General features: G+C 46.4%; 23 protein-coding genes. 9 read left to right on the top strand and 14 right to left on the bottom strand.

What is annotated here, in order from left to right; translation table 11 throughout:
• Positions 1–11 precede the first annotated feature (11 nt).
• Together V7051_RS21160 and V7051_RS21155 are read right to left on the bottom strand one after the other, a co-directional pair.
• Positions 12–752, bottom strand: a complete 741-nt coding sequence (locus V7051_RS21160) for a class I SAM-dependent methyltransferase (RefSeq protein ID WP_333878408.1) — start codon at positions 750–752, stop codon at positions 12–14.
• Positions 745–1,050 carry a DUF1244 domain-containing protein gene (locus V7051_RS21155; protein ID WP_333878406.1) on the bottom strand — a complete coding sequence of 102 codons (306 nt, stop codon included), beginning with the start codon at positions 1,048–1,050 and terminating at the stop codon, positions 745–747. The genes V7051_RS21160 and V7051_RS21155 overlap by 8 nt, the downstream gene beginning before the upstream one ends.
• A gap of 120 nt (positions 1,051–1,170) precedes the next feature.
• Between V7051_RS21155 and V7051_RS21150 the strand changes: the two genes are divergently transcribed.
• Genes V7051_RS21150 through V7051_RS21130 form a run of 5 tightly spaced genes read left to right on the top strand, consistent with a single transcriptional unit; the run spans position 1,171 to position 3,689 of the window.
• Complete coding sequence (locus V7051_RS21150; RefSeq protein WP_333878405.1) at positions 1,171–1,503, top strand: hypothetical protein; 333 nt, start codon at positions 1,171–1,173, stop codon at positions 1,501–1,503.
• A 21-nt stretch (positions 1,504–1,524) separates the two neighbouring features.
• The gene (locus V7051_RS21145) at positions 1,525–2,061 is read left to right on the top strand and encodes a septation protein A (protein ID WP_333878403.1); all 537 of its coding nucleotides are present in this window, start codon (positions 1,525–1,527) and stop codon (positions 2,059–2,061) included.
• Positions 2,062–2,064: 3 nt separating this feature from the next.
• The gene (locus tag V7051_RS21140) at positions 2,065–2,367 is read left to right on the top strand and encodes a YciI family protein (protein WP_333878402.1); all 303 of its coding nucleotides are present in this window, start codon (positions 2,065–2,067) and stop codon (positions 2,365–2,367) included.
• On the top strand, positions 2,364–2,651 hold the full coding sequence (locus V7051_RS21135) for a BolA family protein (protein WP_333878400.1): 288 nt from the start codon (positions 2,364–2,366) through the stop codon (positions 2,649–2,651). The genes V7051_RS21140 and V7051_RS21135 overlap by 4 nt, the downstream gene beginning before the upstream one ends.
• Positions 2,652–3,689, top strand: a complete 1,038-nt coding sequence (locus V7051_RS21130) for a peptidylprolyl isomerase (protein ID WP_333878398.1) — start codon at positions 2,652–2,654, stop codon at positions 3,687–3,689.
• Positions 3,690–3,730: 41 nt separating this feature from the next.
• Here the strand turns inward: V7051_RS21130 and recJ are convergent, their stop codons facing one another.
• The 9 genes from recJ to V7051_RS21085 form a co-directional block, all read right to left on the bottom strand.
• Positions 3,731–5,476 carry a single-stranded-DNA-specific exonuclease RecJ gene (gene recJ, locus V7051_RS21125; protein WP_333878396.1) on the bottom strand — a complete coding sequence of 582 codons (1,746 nt, stop codon included), beginning with the start codon at positions 5,474–5,476 and terminating at the stop codon, positions 3,731–3,733.
• A gap of 189 nt (positions 5,477–5,665) precedes the next feature.
• Positions 5,666–5,947, bottom strand: coding sequence for a DUF1640 domain-containing protein (locus tag V7051_RS21120; RefSeq protein WP_333878395.1), 282 nt, complete (start codon positions 5,945–5,947; stop codon positions 5,666–5,668).
• A gap of 146 nt (positions 5,948–6,093) precedes the next feature.
• The gene (locus tag V7051_RS21115) at positions 6,094–6,351 is read right to left on the bottom strand and encodes a hypothetical protein (protein ID WP_333878393.1); all 258 of its coding nucleotides are present in this window, start codon (positions 6,349–6,351) and stop codon (positions 6,094–6,096) included.
• Positions 6,352–6,426: 75 nt separating this feature from the next.
• Positions 6,427–7,506: a threonine synthase gene (gene thrC, locus V7051_RS21110; RefSeq protein ID WP_333878391.1), complete on the bottom strand. Its 1,080-nt coding sequence runs from the start codon at positions 7,504–7,506 to the stop codon at positions 6,427–6,429.
• 7 nt (positions 7,507–7,513) lie between these two features.
• Complete coding sequence (locus V7051_RS21105) at positions 7,514–8,824, bottom strand: homoserine dehydrogenase (RefSeq protein WP_333878389.1); 1,311 nt, start codon at positions 8,822–8,824, stop codon at positions 7,514–7,516.
• Positions 8,825–8,891: 67 nt separating this feature from the next.
• Positions 8,892–9,134, bottom strand: coding sequence for a hypothetical protein (locus tag V7051_RS21100; RefSeq protein ID WP_333878387.1), 243 nt, complete (start codon positions 9,132–9,134; stop codon positions 8,892–8,894).
• Between the two features lie 105 nt (positions 9,135–9,239).
• Complete coding sequence (gene alaC / locus V7051_RS21095) at positions 9,240–10,424, bottom strand: alanine transaminase (protein ID WP_333878385.1); 1,185 nt, start codon at positions 10,422–10,424, stop codon at positions 9,240–9,242.
• A gap of 236 nt (positions 10,425–10,660) precedes the next feature.
• Positions 10,661–11,431: a 3-deoxy-manno-octulosonate cytidylyltransferase gene (gene kdsB, locus V7051_RS21090; protein WP_333878383.1), complete on the bottom strand. Its 771-nt coding sequence runs from the start codon at positions 11,429–11,431 to the stop codon at positions 10,661–10,663.
• Positions 11,428–11,622: a Trm112 family protein gene (locus V7051_RS21085; RefSeq protein ID WP_442919685.1), complete on the bottom strand. Its 195-nt coding sequence runs from the start codon at positions 11,620–11,622 to the stop codon at positions 11,428–11,430. Before V7051_RS21085 ends, kdsB begins: the two co-directional genes overlap by 4 nt.
• Before the next feature lie 184 nt (positions 11,623–11,806).
• On the opposite strand from V7051_RS21085, the gene V7051_RS21080 reads away from it, so the two are divergent.
• From V7051_RS21080 to V7051_RS21065, 4 genes are all read left to right on the top strand, one after another.
• Positions 11,807–12,310: a CDP-archaeol synthase gene (locus tag V7051_RS21080; protein WP_333878381.1), complete on the top strand. Its 504-nt coding sequence runs from the start codon at positions 11,807–11,809 to the stop codon at positions 12,308–12,310.
• Between the two features lie 12 nt (positions 12,311–12,322).
• Positions 12,323–13,075 carry an endonuclease/exonuclease/phosphatase family protein gene (locus V7051_RS21075; protein ID WP_333878378.1) on the top strand — a complete coding sequence of 251 codons (753 nt, stop codon included), beginning with the start codon at positions 12,323–12,325 and terminating at the stop codon, positions 13,073–13,075.
• Entirely contained in the window at positions 13,072–13,650 is a 579-nt protein-coding gene (locus V7051_RS21070) for a CDP-alcohol phosphatidyltransferase family protein (protein WP_333878376.1), read from the top strand. Before V7051_RS21075 ends, V7051_RS21070 begins: the two co-directional genes overlap by 4 nt.
• Before the next feature lie 67 nt (positions 13,651–13,717).
• Entirely contained in the window at positions 13,718–15,532 is a 1,815-nt protein-coding gene (locus V7051_RS21065) for a GspE/PulE family protein (RefSeq protein WP_333878373.1), read from the top strand.
• Positions 15,533–15,699: 167 nt separating this feature from the next.
• On the opposite strand, the gene V7051_RS21060 is transcribed toward V7051_RS21065, so the two are convergent.
• The 3 genes from V7051_RS21060 to V7051_RS21050 all read right to left on the bottom strand — a co-directional run bounded on the left by V7051_RS21060 (position 15,700) and on the right by V7051_RS21050 (position 16,709).
• Positions 15,700–16,059 (bottom strand): DUF805 domain-containing protein, encoded by a 360-nt coding sequence (locus tag V7051_RS21060; protein WP_333878371.1) that lies wholly within the window; start codon positions 16,057–16,059, stop codon positions 15,700–15,702.
• 147 nt (positions 16,060–16,206) lie between these two features.
• On the bottom strand, positions 16,207–16,470 hold the full coding sequence (locus tag V7051_RS21055; protein ID WP_333878369.1) for a Txe/YoeB family addiction module toxin: 264 nt from the start codon (positions 16,468–16,470) through the stop codon (positions 16,207–16,209).
• Positions 16,467–16,709, bottom strand: a complete 243-nt coding sequence (locus V7051_RS21050; RefSeq protein ID WP_333878367.1) for a type II toxin-antitoxin system Phd/YefM family antitoxin — start codon at positions 16,707–16,709, stop codon at positions 16,467–16,469. The genes V7051_RS21055 and V7051_RS21050 overlap by 4 nt, the downstream gene beginning before the upstream one ends.
• Positions 16,710–17,059: the final 350 nt, after the last annotated feature.

The raw sequence follows: 17,059 nt of genomic DNA, 5'->3' as shown, positions 1-17,059 counted from the left end.
ATTGAGCAATTCTATAAAACGGGCTTTATGGCTGTAACTAACGCATTAACTTCAAGCCTGTGACTAAGAGTGATGTTTGAAAACCCAGCATCACGTAGCTGATCTAATGCTACCGACTCACGCATGACATGGTTTTCCGATTCATCGTTAAACAAGTGCACTATCCAGTGTTCCAGTACGTCCAATTTGTTAATCTGGGTTAATACTTTGAAATAACCGCCGACTTCTTGCTGTATGGCGCGCGTATGATTGGAAATATCATCCAGGCCATAACGGTCGCCGTTAATGAATTGACCTCCGGGTTTTAAAATCCTGAAAATCTCTTGTATGACTTCCTTGCGATAAGTATCGAGAAAGTTGTGTAAGGTATAGGCTGAAGCCACTATATCGACGCTATCGTTTGCAATGTTATTTAACGCTGTCAATGCATCATCGCCGCAAAATGCCAATTTGCCTTCTGTCGCCCATTTATGCAGATGTTTTTTAGCCTGATCCTGCATGACAGGCTCGTTATCAATACTCAAGATATTGAATTTATCTGACGCAGTTAATAGCGATAAGGTGGTAATACCGGTGCCGCCGCCTAGCTCTACAACAGTCAAATGATCGGTTGTTTGCGCGGAATACTCACCGGCCGCACTACCTACCAAGCAGCTCATTTGAGTTGCTAAGGGGCAGATTAAGTTGAGCAGTTCATAATCCTGTCCGATAACGCCGGAAAATAGGGCGTTGTATTGTGATTTGTCAGTCATTATTTTTATCTTGTTGTTTGCGATCGTAAGCGGCCAATTGTTCGGTTGTAGCTTCGGTTTGGAATTTATCTTTCCATTCTTTATAAGGCATGCCGTAGATAACTTCCCTGGCTTGCTCATAATCCATCTCTACGCCCTGCTCTACCGCTTCCGCCAAATACCATTTAGCTAGGCAATTTCTGCAGAAATCAGCCAATATCATCAATTCGATGTTTTGAACGTCGGTACGTTTTTGTAAATGACTGACTAAGCGTCTGAATGCAGCAGCTTCTAATTCTGTTTGTGTGCTTTTATCCACTGATTTACTCCCAAAATAATCGCTATTCTAGCAGAAACGGCTATTCAAGCATGTACATTCCGCAGTAAAGATTTTACAATGAACCGATAGTTAGATTTGTGTAACAACTTGCTTCTATATATGAAAATTCATAGTTCATCATTAACTTTTTCGCCGATAGCCCATAATCAAAAAGTTGGCAGGAATAATGGTGCGCAAAATAAAAACGAAAATGAGCAACCTATTGCAAAGGATGCTCAAAACAAAAAAATTAACCCGTCTTCTTCACCTGAAGTGGCTAAAAAAGCACTGGATAATATTAACTTAACCATTGATTCTTCAGGTCAAGATAATATTATTAAGCCAACCGATTCACGAACCTTAAGAGCACTTTCTGCCTATAATCAGGCATTCAATGCACCGCTGCAAGATCAACGTGCTCAATTGATTACAGGAATAGATGCTTACGCCTGATCACCCCTACTTTCCGTAACTATGAAACAGCTTTTCGAATTTTTCCCTATTCTTTTATTCTTTATTGCGTTTAAACTTTACGATATTTATGTCGCTACCGCCGTTGTCATTGTGGCAACCGTTATTCAGGTGGCTTATGCCTGGTTTAAATACCGCAAGGTAGAAACCATGCAATGGATTACCTTGGGGTTGATACTGGTAATGGGCGGTGCGACTCTTTATTTACAGGATGAGCAATTTATTAAATGGAAACTGTCCATTATAGAATGGTTGTTTGGCATAGCCTTTTTGGGTAGTCAGTTTATTGGTAAAAAACCTTTCATTGAAAAAATGCTGTCCGGCAATTTAACCCTGCCTCCCTTGATCTGGAAACGGCTAAATACTATGTGGGGCTGCTTTTTCATTAGTGTAGGCTTCATTAATATTTATGTAATGTACAATTACGATACTGATGACTGGGTTACGTTTAAAACATTTGGCGTACCGGTTTTAATGGTTGTCTTTATTTTGCTGCAAATGATTTTTTTATATAAATATATCCCCGATACAGAGGAATAAAACGTGTTATACGCCATTATCAGTGAAGATATAGCGGATAGTCTGGAGAAAAGACTGTCAGTGCGCCCCGCGCATATCAAGCGCTTACAGGAATTACAGGATGCCGGACGACTGGTCTTGGCAGGCCCCCACCCATCAATTGACAGTGACAATCCCGGTGCAGCCGGTTTTACCGGTAGTTTGGTAGTTGCCGAATTTGACAGTTTGGCCGACGCCCAGCAATGGGCGGACGTTGATCCTTATATCGATGCCGGGGTTTACGCCAAGGTTACCGTTAAACCATTTAAAAAGGTCTTTCCACAATGACATCAACGACATCCGAATTAATTAGACAACTGTTAAATGATGCTTTTAAACCAGAGCTTTTGGAAATTATTGATAATAGCGAGGCTCATGCCGGACATGCCGGTGCACGTAGCGGCGGCGGACATTATCATGTTTCTATTATCGCTGAAATTTTTGAAGGCAAATCTTTAGTTCAGCGACACCAGCTTATTTATAAAGCGCTGGGCGATATGATGAAACAACAAATTCATGCCTTAGGCATTAATGCTCTCTCACCCTCTGAAGAAAATAAAGGAAGATTCTAAATGAAAAAATTCATCCCCTTACTTGTTGTCGGCACAGCATTAATTGCCGGTTGTAATCAACAAAAAGCTACTGATGTAGGCAGCACTCCTGCAGCAACCACGACTTCACCCGCAGTTGATAAAGCCGATGCTGTTGCTGTCGTAAATGGCCAATATATTTCCAAATCAAATCTTGAGTCATTGGAAAAAGAAATTGCCGAACGTAGCCACGGACAAACTTTTCCTAAAGAAAAACTGATTGAAGAGCTAGTTCAACGTGAATTGCTGGTTCAGGATGCCGCACAAAAGCAACTGGATAAATCGCCTGAATTCGTCGTACAGCTTGACGCCGCTAAAAAGGCATTATTAACACAAGCCGACCTGCAAAACTTCATCAAAGCCAATCCGGTCACCGACGCAGAAGTCAAAGCCGAATACGACAGCAAAGTCGCCGCTGAAAAGGGAACCGAGTATAAAGCCCGTCATATCCTGGTAAAAACCGAAGCGGAAGCCAAAAAACTGATTGCCGAATTGGATAAGGGCGCTGATTTTGCAAAGCTAGCCAACAAGAATTCATTGGATGCTAAAGAATCTCAAAATGGCGGAGACTTAGGCTGGTTTTCTGCAGCACAAATGGTCGCTCCTTTCTCTGAAGCAGTCGCCGCACTGGAAAAAGGCAAATACACCAAAGAACCTGTTAAGACCCAGTTTGGTTATCATGTCATTTTGAAAGAAGATTCTCGCCCGGTAACACCTCCACCATTGGAAGCGGTTAAAGAGCAACTTATGCCTTTCTTACAACGTAAGAAAGTTCAAGGCATGATAGAAACATTGCGTAACCAAGCAAAAGTAGAGATATTGATACCGCTGACAGACGAGAAACCAAAAGCTGAGGCTACACCTGCTCCGGCAGAACCAGCAACGCCAACTGCTGAAGAAGCACCGGCAGCGGCTGAGCCTGCTAAAGCCGTTGAAGGCGAGGCAGCACCTGGTAAAGTGGAAGAACCCGCAAAAGCAGCCGAGCCTGCACCCGCAGCTCCGGCAGAGCCCAAAAAATAAGTACTACGCTATGCAAAAAAGGGCGGTTAATCCGCCCTTTTTTATGTAATTTTTTCCAAGTATTGCACTACAAACTGCACACTTCGATTTCCCCTGAACTCATTGATGTCGAGTTTGTAAGCGGCCTTAATATGCCGTAAACCTAACCAGCTTTCCGGCTTATCCACATAAAAAGCAATCGCATCGATTAACAGCTCGCCGAACGGTTTTCTCAGTACCAGCTTAAGATGTCGCTGCCCGACAATACGCGATTGAATCACATCAAAAACGCCATCGAAAACAGGTTCGGGAAATTCCTGTCCCCAGGTTCCGGCATTTTGCAGTAAATCGGCAAATTCAATTGTCATCTCCTGTTCAGTCAGTTCGCCGTCGGAATAGATTTTCTGCTCCAGATCGATAGCAACCAGACGTTTCCTGACCACAGCATCGAAAGCCAATGCAAAAGGCGGATAGTCGTGCATTTTGATGCTCATGCCTGCGGCCATCGCATGGCCACCGAACTTACTCAGCAATTTAGGATGTAGCGCTGCAATATCACTCAATACATCACGAATATGAACGCCGGGAATTGAGCGCGCAGAACCTTTTATCTCATCTTTTCCGGCAGGCGCAAAAGCGATAACCGGACGATGCAATTGATCTTTAATGCGCGAGGCCAAAATGCCGATAACACCTTGATGCCAGTTGGCGTCGAACAAGCAGACACCCGCAGGCAAATGGTGTTCATCGAGCTTTTTCATTTCCTTTAACAAAGCCATCGCTTCGTTTTTCATTTGCCCTTCGATTTCCCGCCGGTCATTGTTCAGCTCGTCGAGTTGCAACGCCATTTCTTTTGCCAGAATCGGGTCTTCGGTAAGCAGGCACTGAATCCCCAGCGACATATCATCCATACGCCCGGCGGCATTCAGCCTTGGCCCGAGCGCAAAGCCCAAATCGGAAGCATAAATAGACTCTGGCTTTCTGCCGGATACCTCGATAAGCGCCTTTATTCCAGGATGTGAGCGCCCCGTGCGTATTCTCAATAAGCCTTGATGCACCAAAACACGGTTGATTTGATCCAGCGCCACCACATCGGCGACCGTGCCCAATGCGACATAATCGAGCAGCTGGGCGAGATTGGGTTCCTGAACCTGATGTTGCTCAAACCAGTTTTGCTCCCTTAACCGGCTCCTCAAGGCCATCATGACATAGAAAATAACGCCCACACCGGCCAATGCGCCGCTGGGAAATTTATCATCGCCCAGGTTGGGATTGACTATCGCATCGGCAACAGGCAACTCATGACCGGGCAAATGATGATCGGTAATCAGGACTTTTATACCCAGCTCTTTGGCTACCCTAACTCCGTCTATGCTCGATATGCCGTTATCAACGGTAATAATCACATCGGGATTTTGCTGCTTGACCAGACCGACTATTTCAGGCGTCAAGCCGTAACCGTATTCAAATCGGTTGGGCACGACGAATGTTACCTGCCCTGCCCCCAATAATTGCAAACCCTTAATAGCCACAGCGCAACTAGTTGCGCCATCGGCATCGAAATCGGCCACAATGCAAATCCGCTGTTGTTCATTAATCGCAGTGATCAAATGCCCGACCAACGCATCCATGCCCGACAGCAGCCACGGTGATGGAAGTTTTGCCAGTGTCCTGTCCAGCTCCGCTTCCGACGTTAAGCCCCTAGCTAAAAAGATACGTTCCAATATAGGATGCATTTCACCCAAGTTAGAGCGTTTTTTCGGGACTGGGCGGGTAACGATGGTTTTTTTTACGCCTTGATAATACATGGGGTTTCCAATAAAAAAGCCGACATTGGTCGGCTTTAGATTTTACAAAAATTCACCACGAAGACCCGAAGAACCACAAAGGTTTTATTGGAAATTTAACATAGGGCGTGCCATGCGCGCCAAAAGATAGAGGGTTGAGCTTCGATAAATCCACCATTAAAAAAGGTAGGCACAATGAACTTTGCTTAGCTATGTAAATAGCTTAACAAACCACGGCATAGCCTCAGCCGCAATAATAACGCCAAGCATCCATTTTACCAGCATCAACTCCCCTCCAATACGCGTATCAAGCTTGTCAATGCGTGACTCTAACCTTAATTCAGTATCTTTAAGATCACGCTTGGTTGCTAAATCAGCTTCACCGGATGCATCACGAAAAGCTTCCGACATCGCTTTGGCTTGTTCTTCGGGTACACCCGCAGATTTTAATTTTTCAACGAATTTTAGCGTATCAAATGTTACAGCCGTCATAAAGCATCTCCTGAAAAATAACTATCTATAATCAAGTCTAAACCAAAATAAGAGAGCATTCACGTACCATTTACGAATACCATTTCATAGGTCAGCCAAGAATGTTGGTCAACGAAAAGATGTTGCCCCAACCTACTTACTGCGAGTTATAGCTTACCACCCTTTTGCACTTCGCCTTTAGTGGCATCCATCCCCATGGCGTTTCCTACTATCGCGCAATTTTCGTTATTTACTTTGCCGACGCAATACTTTTGCAGGAAGTTGGCTTGCGTCATTTTCTGACCATCTATAACAATGTTATGCGGGTCTTCGACCTTAGGCACCTCATCTTTAGGCGTCTCATCCTTACTACAAGCTGTAAGCAGAACAGTTGTGAATAAAGCTATTATGCATATATTTTTCATTACCTTTCCAGTGTGCTATTAAAAACGTGGACGCATCGCCATGATGTGGCTTTCATGCTGCATCATAAAACTGGATTATAAACAATCCAGAATAGCTCGTTTAACCGCATCCAAACTGGCGTCAATCGTCACAGGATGTGCAGCGGCGCATTGCGATATAGCGGTATCGGGATCTTTCAAGCCGTTACCGGTTAAGGTGCAAACAATTTTACTACCTTCAGGGATTTTTCCGGAACCGATGTCATGCAAGGCTCCTGCTAAAGACGTTGCCGAAGCCGGTTCGCAAAAGATGCCTTCAAACTGGGACAGCATTTTGTGAGCGGCTAAAATCTGTTCGTCGGTAAACTTATCAAACCAGCCGCCGGACTCTTTTTGTGCGGCCCAGGCAAAATCCCAGGATTGCGGGTGACCGATGCGTATGGCTGTAGCAATGGTTTCCGGTTCATCGATCATATGACCGGCTAAAAACGGTGCCGCCCCGGCAGCCTGGTAACCGCACATGACCGGGCGCGTACTGCACACACGACTAGCGGCATATTCGGTATAACCTTTCCAGTAGGCGGTAATGTTTCCGGCGTTGCCGACCGGCAGGCAGTGATAGTCGGGCGCGAAACCAAGGTCGTCGACAATTTCAAAAGCCGCGGTTTTTTGTCCGTCAATTCTGAACGGATTGATCGAGTTAACGATAGTAACCGGCGCATGTTCGGCGACTTCTTTAACCAGTGACATGCCTTTATCGAAGTTGCCGTTAATCTGAATGATTTCAGCGCCGTACATCAAGGTTTGAGCCAGCTTGCCCAAAGCGATTTTACCGTCGGGTATCAACACGAAAGCTTTAATACCGGCGCGTGCTGCATACGCTGCGGCGGCAGCCGAGGTATTGCCGGTTGAGGCGCAGATGATGGCTTGACTGCCTGCTTCCACGGCTTTGGTGACCGCCATGGTCATACCGCGATCTTTAAACGAACCGGTAGGGTTCAAGCCTTCAAATTTGACATAAATATCAACACCCTTGCCGATCAAGCGAGGAATGTTTTGCAGTTGAATCATAGGCGTATTGCCTTCGTTCAGACTGATAATGCGGGTGGTGTCGCTAACCGGCAAGCGGTCTCTGTAGCGTTCAATCAGGCCGGTGTAGTGTTTATGCGTAGACATTTTTTATTTATCCTAAAGTTTCCAGACGGATGCGGTTGACTTTACCGCTAACGGTTTTTAACGCTTCAATTTCAGCGATAGCCGCGTTCATTTCTTTTTCCAGCGTGACTTGAGTCAATATGATAATCGGCACCGAAATTTCATTGTGCAGCGGTACTTTCTGGCTGATCGCTTCAATGCTGATTTGATGTTCGGCAAGAATCCGGGTTACTTCTGCCAAAACGCCCGGCTTGTCTTCCGCATTAAGCCGTAAATAATATGCCGTCCGGAACATGTCCGCAGGCAAGACCGGTATGTCGACTATTGCGTCGGCCTGGAAAGCTAAATGCGGCACACGATTTTCGGGGTCGCTGGTTAAGGCCCTGACCACATCGATCACATCGGCGACGACAGAAGACGCGGTAGGCTCGGCTCCGGCACCGGCACCATAATAAAGTGTAGGGCCGACTGCATCGCCTTTAACCAAAATGGCATTCATCACGCCGTTGACGTTGGCAATCAGACGACGTTCAGGAATCAAGGTCGGATGCACTCTTAATTCGATGCCTTCCGGCGTTTTGCGGGCGATGCCCAAATGCTTGATACGATAACCCAGTTGCTCCGCGTACTCGACATCGGTACGGGTGATTTTGGTAATACCTTCGGTAAAAACTTTGTCGAACTGCAACGGGATACCGAAAGCAATCGAAGCCAAAATAGTTAATTTATGGCCGGCGTCTATGCCTTCCACATCGAAAGTAGGATCGGCTTCTGCGTAGCCCAGGGCTTGAGCTTCGGCCAATACATCAGAAAAGTCACGGCCTTTATCGCGCATTTCAGTCAGGATAAAATTGCCGGTGCCGTTGATAATACCGGCCAACCACTCGATCTGGTTGCCGCTTAAGCCTTCGCGTATCGCTTTGATAATCGGAATGCCACCGGCGACAGCGGCTTCAAAAGCGACGATGACGCCTTTTTCGCTGGCTCTGGCGAAAATCTCGTTGCCATGCAACGCAATCAACGACTTATTGGCGGTAACGACATGCTTACCGTTTTCTATGGCTTTTAATACCATGTCTTTGACTGGCCCAGCCCCGCCGATCAATTCCAGAATGATTTCAATTTCGGGATCATTGATGATTTCAAAAGGATCGGTCGTTAAGGTTATGCCTTGCGTATCGCAAATACGTTGCTTATCTAAATCTTTGGCCGAGGCGCGGGTGATAATGATTTCACGACCTGCCCTGCGAGCGATTTCCGCCGCATTTCGCTTCAACACATTGACGGTGCCGCCACCGACAGTACCTAATCCTAATACACCTACTTTTACCGGTTTCAAATCAAACTCCAGTTAAAAAATTATTATTGTTCCATCGTTTTATATGAGAACAATGAAAACTCACCACTTAACTAATAAGCTCCAGTCTTTTTTCTATACGTTGAATACGGTCAACAATTTTATCGAGAGTAACTTGCTGTCTCGCATCAGTTTCGTCACCATGGGCAACTTCATGTTTAACAGAAACTATTGATAACTCAAGACTGGACATGCGATGTTTAAGATCGGACATATCATCAGCTATTTGGTCAACTCTGCCTCGAATATGACGTAAATGTTCTAAAACAATATTTTCTATGTTGTCCGACATGTTCACTCCTAATGATCTTCTCAAGTAGACGGAGGTTCAAACGCTGATAAAAAAATCCGCTTAATCCGTATTCCATTAAAATCCAAATCTAACGAACTCACAGAATTATATAACCTTATCCTTCTTCATCATATTGCGAATGCCGCGAACCGCCTGACGGGTACGGTGTTCATTCTCAATCAGGCCGAACCTGACATGATCATCGCCATGTTGGCCGAAGCCAACCCCCGGCGAAACCGCCACTTTGGCTTCCGCCAGCAGCTTTTTGGAAAACTCAAGCGAACCCATGTGCTGATACGCTTCGGGAATACGTGCCCAGACAAACATAGTTGCTTTCGGTTTTTCAACCGGCCAGCCGGCTGCGGTTAAGCCATCGCACAGTACATCGCGTCTTTTACGGTACATCTCGGCAATTTCAGCAACGCATTCCTGCGGGCCTTCCAACGCAGCAATCGCGGCAATTTGGATCGGCGTAAAGGTACCGTAATCCAGATAAGATTTAATGCGAGCCAGAGCGGAAACCAGTTCCTTGTTGCCGCACATAAACCCAACACGCCACCCAGGCATGTTGTAACTTTTCGACAGCGAGAAAAACTCGACTGCAATGTCTTTTGCGCCTTCGACTTGAAGAATCGACGGCGCTTTATAGCCGTCGAAAACGATGTCGGCATAAGCGATATCCTGTACCACCCAGATGTTATGCTCTTTGGCGACAGCGATAATTTTTTCAAAAAAATCCAGTTCCACGCACTGACTGGTCGGATTGCCGGGAAAATTAAGAATCAGCATTTTCGGCTTGGGCCATGAATCGATAATGGCTTTGTGCAGTTCCTCAAAAAAATCGCCGCCCGGAACCATCGGCACATGCCTAAGATCGGCACCCGCAATCACTACGCCATAAGGATGTATCGGATAAGCAGGATTAGGCACCAGCACAACATCGCCCGGACCTAAAGTCGCCAATGCCAAATGTGCCAAACCTTCTTTTGAACCTATGGTAACAATGGCCTCGGTTTCCGGGTCCAAATCAACATCAAAGCGGTTTTTATACCATGTGCAAATGGCTTTTCTTAATCGAGGTATGCCCTTGGAAACCGAATAACGATGCGTATCCGGACGTTGAGCCGACTCAACCAATTTGGCTACGATATGCTCAGGCGTGGCCTGATCGGGATTACCCATGCCAAAATCAATAATATCTTCTCCCGCCGCTCGGGCCTTGGCTTTCAGATCAGTGACAATGTTAAAAACGTAAGGGGGTAAACGACTTATTCTATGAAATTGTTCCATTGACTGCTCTTGAAAAACCGGTGTTTAAGTGAAAGTTAAAAATGTTGCCCAAGGTACTGTTTTTAATAGGCTATGTCAAATCGGAACTGGCTGTGTGCAGGAACAGCTTCCGCTTCCTGCGTTGCTCTACCTCCTGCATCCATGCAACCGTGCTCACGCCCCTTACCTAACCGCATGTAGGCAAAGCCTACGTTGACATATATCCTATCAAACGGAAACAGCGCCCGGACAGGAGGCTAGTGACTCAAACTCAATACGTGCTCCACGCGTATCAAATCTTCTTTTGTATCGACACCGGCGGACGGTGTTTTATCGACGACATGAACTTTAATGGCCTCGCCACGCCACAGTATTCTCAGTTGTTCCAGGAATTCAATCGACTCAAGCAATGAGGCATCCCATAGGCAATAGCGGTTTAAAAAATCAACCGTGTAAGCATACATGCCTATATGCCTGAGATGAGGCAGTTTCCCTGAAGGCTTACCGCCTGAATGGGCAAACGTATCCCTTTCCCAAGGAATGGGTGCGCGACTAAAATAAAGCGCGTAACCGGCATGATTCAAAACCACTTTGACGGCGTTCGGATTGAAAATTTCTTCCTGATCGGTAATTTTTGCAGCCAGCGTCGCGATACCCGCCAGCTGTTGACCGGCCAATGCCTCAGCGGCATCACGGATATAAACCGGTGGAATAAGCGGTTCATCGCCTTGCAGATTAACGATGACATCATCACCGGCCCAACCGCAAAGCCTTGCAACTTCGGCAATTCTTTCAGTACCGCTTTGATGGTCGGCGCGGGTCATTACCGCTTTAAACCCTAAATCGCCGACCGCTTGAAAAATCCGGTCATCGTCAGTGGCAACAATGATTTCGTCGGCATCGGCTTCTTGTGCACGTTCGCAGACATGGGCAATCATCGGTTTGCCTGCAATGTTCAATAATGGCTTACCCGGCAATCTTGTTGAGCCGTATCTCGCCGGAATGACGACTTTGAAACGCACACTCATCTGGATAAGGCGTCGATTTCGTCGTTAGTTAATTCGCGGGCCTCATCTTCAAGCATGACGGGAATATCGTCACGGATAGGGAAAGCAATACGGTCGGCTTTGCAGATAAGCTCCTGCTGAGACTTGTCATAAATCAACGGACTCTTGCATAAAGGACAGGCCAGAATATCGAGCAGTTTTTTATCTATCATGGTTTTCTCTTGCTTTTAAAGTAAACGGCAATTTCGCCTTGGTGTCATTTTACAGCATTTTACAGCATTTTTAAGCAGCCTGTTTTAGCACGTGCCGGTTCGCCGCAATCGGTGGCTAAATCACTGATAACCTAAATCGACAGAGATTATTAACTATGGTCAAATAGAATTAGAGGATTTATACATGACTGCGCTATCGTGGTGTTTATATTGCATGATTCAGGCTATCGCATTGCTAGTTGCCGCGAACGGTGCGCCGGTGTTGATCAATAAAGCATTGGGCAAGCGCTGGACATGGCCGGTGGATAATAAGCTGGAATGGTCCGATGGCCGGCGCTTGTTTGGCAACACCAAAACCTGGCGCGGCTTATGCTCGGCTATTTTCTGTACAACCTTGGTAGCCTTTTTAAGCGGAATAGAGCCTTTAACCGGCCTATTATTTGGCGTTTTGACAATGGCCGGCGATTTACTGGCGAGCTTCATCAAGCGCCGAATGGGATGCAATGAAAGCAGCCGGGCGCGAGGTCTCGATACAGTGCCTGAATCGTTGTTACCGATATTTTTGTTAAAAGAACCGCTGGCGCTGAGCCTGATCGACATCATCGTGATTGTGGCGCTTTTTTTTCTGATTGAGGAATTGATCTCGCCGGTTCTTTACCGGTTGCATATTCGAAAGCGGCCTTACTAATTAGAAACATATATGACTGAAAAAGGATTACGAATATTAACCTACAACATCCATAAAGGTTTTAATGTAGGCAACCGGCGATTTGTGCTACATCATATTAAAGATGCTTTGATAGCCGCCGATGCCGATTTAATGTTCTTGCAGGAAATGCAGGGTGAGCATATACATCACCAGAAAAAAATCCCCGACTGGCCTGTTTTACCCCAGCTTGAATTTCTCGCTGAAAATGTTTGGCCTTTCCACGCTTACGGTAAAAATGCGATTTATAACGCCGGTCATCACGGCAATGCTATTCTGAGCAAACATCCGTTCGAACGCTGGGAAAATATTAACGTATCACCTTTTCCCTGGGCCAGCCGCAGCCTGTTGCATGGCGTTATCCGATTACTGGGAAGCAGTCAGGATGTGCATATTGTGTGCATTCATTTCGGCTTGACCGGCAAAGAGCGCCGCCTGCAAATCGGCAAATTATGCGCACGTATCGATAGTCATGTGCCGTATGATGCGCCGCTTATCATTGCCGGTGACTTTAACGACTGGCTGGGACAAGCAGACCGCTTCTTCCATGACCATTTGGGTTTGCAGGAGATTTTCCATGAAATCCATGGACGCTATGCCCGCAGCTTTCCGGCCTGGTTGCCATTTTTGCCGATGGACCGCATTTATTATCGCGGTTTAACCCCGGTATCGTGTGAGCGGCTGACCCACGCACCGTGGCATGCGCTTTCAGATCATGCACCTTTGATAGCCACGTTTACCTTATGAACAGCACACAATCCAAACTGACCTTGCCCAACCTGCTGACCGGGTTTCGTTTCGTGGCCGCGCCGATGTTATTGTGGCTGGCATGGCATGGACATGGAATTGCTTTTATGACGCTATTAGCAGTTGCTTTTCTTACCGACTTGCTCGATGGCTTGGCGGCCCGACTGACCGGCCAAGTTACCCAGTTCGGCGCCACGCTCGACAGCTGGGCGGATGTCATCACCTACTTGACCATAGCACTATGTTGCTGGTGGCTATGGCCTGACGTGGTGAGCAGGGAACGGCTTTATGTCGGCCTGATTGTCGCCAGTTGCCTGCTGCCTGCCCTTGCAGGTTTTTTCAAGTTCGGGATTTTTACCAGCTACCATACCTGGACGGTAAAAATCGCCGCCGGGTCCATGGGTTTGACTTTGTATGTGCTGTTTCTGGGTGGTCCGACTTGGCCGTTTAGAATTGCTGCGATAATCTGCATAGTTGCAGCCGTTGAAGAGATAGTAATCACCCTGCTGCTGCCTGAACCTGAGTCCAATCTGCGTTCAGTCTGGGAAGTGCTGAAGCGATACCGACAACCCTAGTCACCTCCAACTTTCATGGACTGCTACAATTACTGCAAGTAATCCGCAAAACATCATTTGTCATTTAATGTCTACACAATTGCTAAACCAATACCCATCACTGGATCAAAAAGAACCACAAGAAGCCAAATTAACGCTTGAACAGGTGTTGCTTTGGTTACAAGAAGACGGGATGATTTCGGACGCGGACCTTGAAAAGAGCCGGATGTACGGAAAATCTTCCACCAGCCAGGCCAAACACCCGCTCAATATTCTGGTCGAATGCGCTGTAACCGACCAAACCCAGCTTGGAAAACCGTTAACGCTTGAAAACTTAACCCAGTGGTTGGCAAAGAAAGTAAACCTGCCCTATTACTACATTGATCCGCTAAAAATCGACATTCCTTCGGTGACGTTAATTTACAGTCATGCTTATGCGGCAAATTACAACATCCTGCCGATTAAAGTCAGCAAGGATGAAGCCGTCATTGCTACCGCGGAACCTTATATTCGGGCTTGGGAAGCGGACCTTAAAAAAATCCAGCCGGGCCAAATAACCCGTGTGTTGGCTAATCCCGATGAAATCAAACGCTATTTGGGCGAGTTTTACGCATTTGCCAAATCATTAAAAGGAGCGACCGATAACTCGGCCAACCAGTCAACCAGCACTCTTTATAACTTTGAACAATTGGTTGAACTGGGCCAGATCAATAATCTTGATGCGGAAAATCAGCATATCGTCAATTTGGTCAACTGGTTGATGCAGTATGCGTTCGATCAGCGTGCCAGCGATATTCATATCGAGCCTCGCCGTAACCAAGGCAATGTACGCTTTAGAATCGACGGCATTTTGCATGATGTCTATCAGTTACCCGCAGCCGTTATGAATCCGGTGATGAGCCGGTTAAAAATTCTCGGCAGAATGAACATTGCCGAAAAAAGATTGCCTCAAGACGGACGCATTAAAACCCATATATCCGGAAAAAAAGAAATCGAGTTACGGCTTTCGACAATGCCCAGCGCTTTTGGCGAAAAGATGGTCATGCGTGTTTTTGACCCCGAAGTACTAACACGCGACTATAAACAACTGGGTTTTAACACTCATGAAAAGGCAATCTGGAACAGACTGATTCAACATTCACACGGCATAATTCTGGTTACAGGCCCTACAGGTTCAGGAAAAACCACCACGTTGTACTCAACCCTGAAACATCTGGCTACACCCCAAGTAAACCTGTGTACCGTCGAGGACCCGATTGAACAGATCGAACCCAGCTTTAACCAACTGCAAGTTAAAGCCGGTATAGGACTTACTTTTGCCAGCGGCATTCGCGCTTTAATGCGTCAAGACCCCGATATTATTATGGTCGGCGAAATCCGCGATCTGGAAACAGCGGAAATGGCGATCCAGGCTTCTCTGACCGGACATTTGGTGTTTTCCACCTTACATACCAATAATGCGCCCTCGGCAGTGGTTCGTTTGCTGGATATTGGCGTTCCCGCTTACCTGATTCAACTGACTTTATTAGGCGTGATGGCGCAACGCCTGGTGCGTGTTTTATGCCGTAACTGCAAAAAACAGGTCGGCATTAATGATGAACAGTGGTCCCGATTGATTACGCCTTATACAGCTGCAACTCCCGCCTATGTGTACGAAGCAGTAGGTTGTAAAGAATGCAGATATACCGGATATTCGGGCCGAATCGGCATTTATGAAATATTCAGCAACTCACCGGTATTAAAAAAATTAATGGTCAGCGGTTGCGACAGTGCCGTTCTGCAAAAACAAGCCATGCTTGAAGGCATGAGACCGTTACGCCTGAGCGCGGCGGAAAAAGTAGCGTCGGGAATAACCAGCGTTGATGAAATGCTGAGAGTCACGCCTGAAAACATTGAGGATTAATGTTCCAGCCACTTTACCTGTCAAGCCGCTTTTCGCATTCGCAAAAGTGTCTGCGGGACACCCAAAAGATCATTATTTCGCCATGGGTGGCAAGGCCCAGCCTAGGGCATGCGGCGCTCGCCAGAAAAATGGCCCTATTCGACCGCTACGCCTTGCCCATTGACGCCTTACTTAGGGCTGGGACCATATTGATTGTCGCCGGACGTACTGTCTTGAATCATAAAAATAAAAAGCACGATACCGCCGATAACCGGAATCAACGGAATTAACAACCACCAACCGCTACGGTCGGTGTCATGAAGCCTCCGAACCGTTACCGCTATGCCGGGAATCAAGACGGCCAATGAGTAAAGGCCACTTAACAGGCCGACGCCGGTTTCAGCATTAAAAGAGCCGCTAACAAAATCAATGGTCGCAAAAAAGACGCTGATAAGAATATTAAATAATATGAAGAACCAATACTCTTTTCTCCTGGCTCTCCCGTTGAACTCCGCATATTTTTTCAAAGCTTCCAGATACCAATTCATGATCTTTTCCTTCCGGTTTGCCCCATTGAAGTTGTTAGCCGACTGCCGGGGTAATGCAGTCAGCTAAGATATTGATGGTTTCTCAAGTGTTTGCCGGAAACACCCGTTCTCGCTACCGCTCGAACCGGCTTATTCCAGCCTACGGGACTATTCATAATGCGTCCACATTCTCAGTATCTTGATCGTACCTTGATCGCTCAGAACCTCATAGACTAACCGATGCTGAATATTGATTCGTCTCGAATAAGCGCCCGAAAGATCACCCACAAGCTTTTCGTACGGAGGCGGATTCTGATAGGGATTGGTTTCGATGAGTTTGAGTAAAGCAATAGCCTTTTCTTTTAAGCCCGCATTAGCCAGTTTTTTTGCATCTTTTTTGGCTTGTGCTGTGTAGACCAACAGCCAACTCACCAATCAAGCTCCTTTTCGCATTCGCTAACGGCTGTATTCATGCCGTCATGTATGGATTCGCGCATGCCTGGAACAGACAGCAAATATAAGGTTTCCTGGATTGCAGACCAATCTTCTTCCGCAATAAGAATTGCATTGTTGCGTTTGCCTGTAATAACGACAGGTTCATGGGATGTTGCGGCATCATCAATGAGCCGGTAAAGATTCGCCCGTGCCTCACTTGCGCTTAGTGTCTGCATTTTAATGCTCCAAGGTTAGACTGAGACTTTATCGTACGCTATGGCGTACTGAAATACAAAAAATATGGCAAGGCTATACTCCTATATGGCATAGGTTTCGATTGACAACATTGTTGGGCGTCAAGATGTTGCCCGACTATGATAGGTGTTTGCCGGAATAAGCCGGTTTTCGCTCTCGCTCAAACCGGCTTATTCCGGCCTACGGGACTATTGATGTGCTTTTTTAATTCTGAGATTGACAGCGGTGGCTCGCTAGTATGGAGCATCGCATGGCAGTTTGGACAAACTGGAACTAAGTGCGTGTTTTAAAAGTGACAAAAACAGCTAAAATGCAAAAATAAGCATTTCTG

This window comes from Methylobacter sp. (assembly GCF_036845245.1).
In the GTDB taxonomy this organism is placed as follows: domain Bacteria; phylum Pseudomonadota; class Gammaproteobacteria; order Methylococcales; family Methylomonadaceae; genus Methylobacter_A.
Note: the sequence above shows the minus strand (reverse complement) of the source record. Positions and strands in the feature narration are given on the sequence as shown.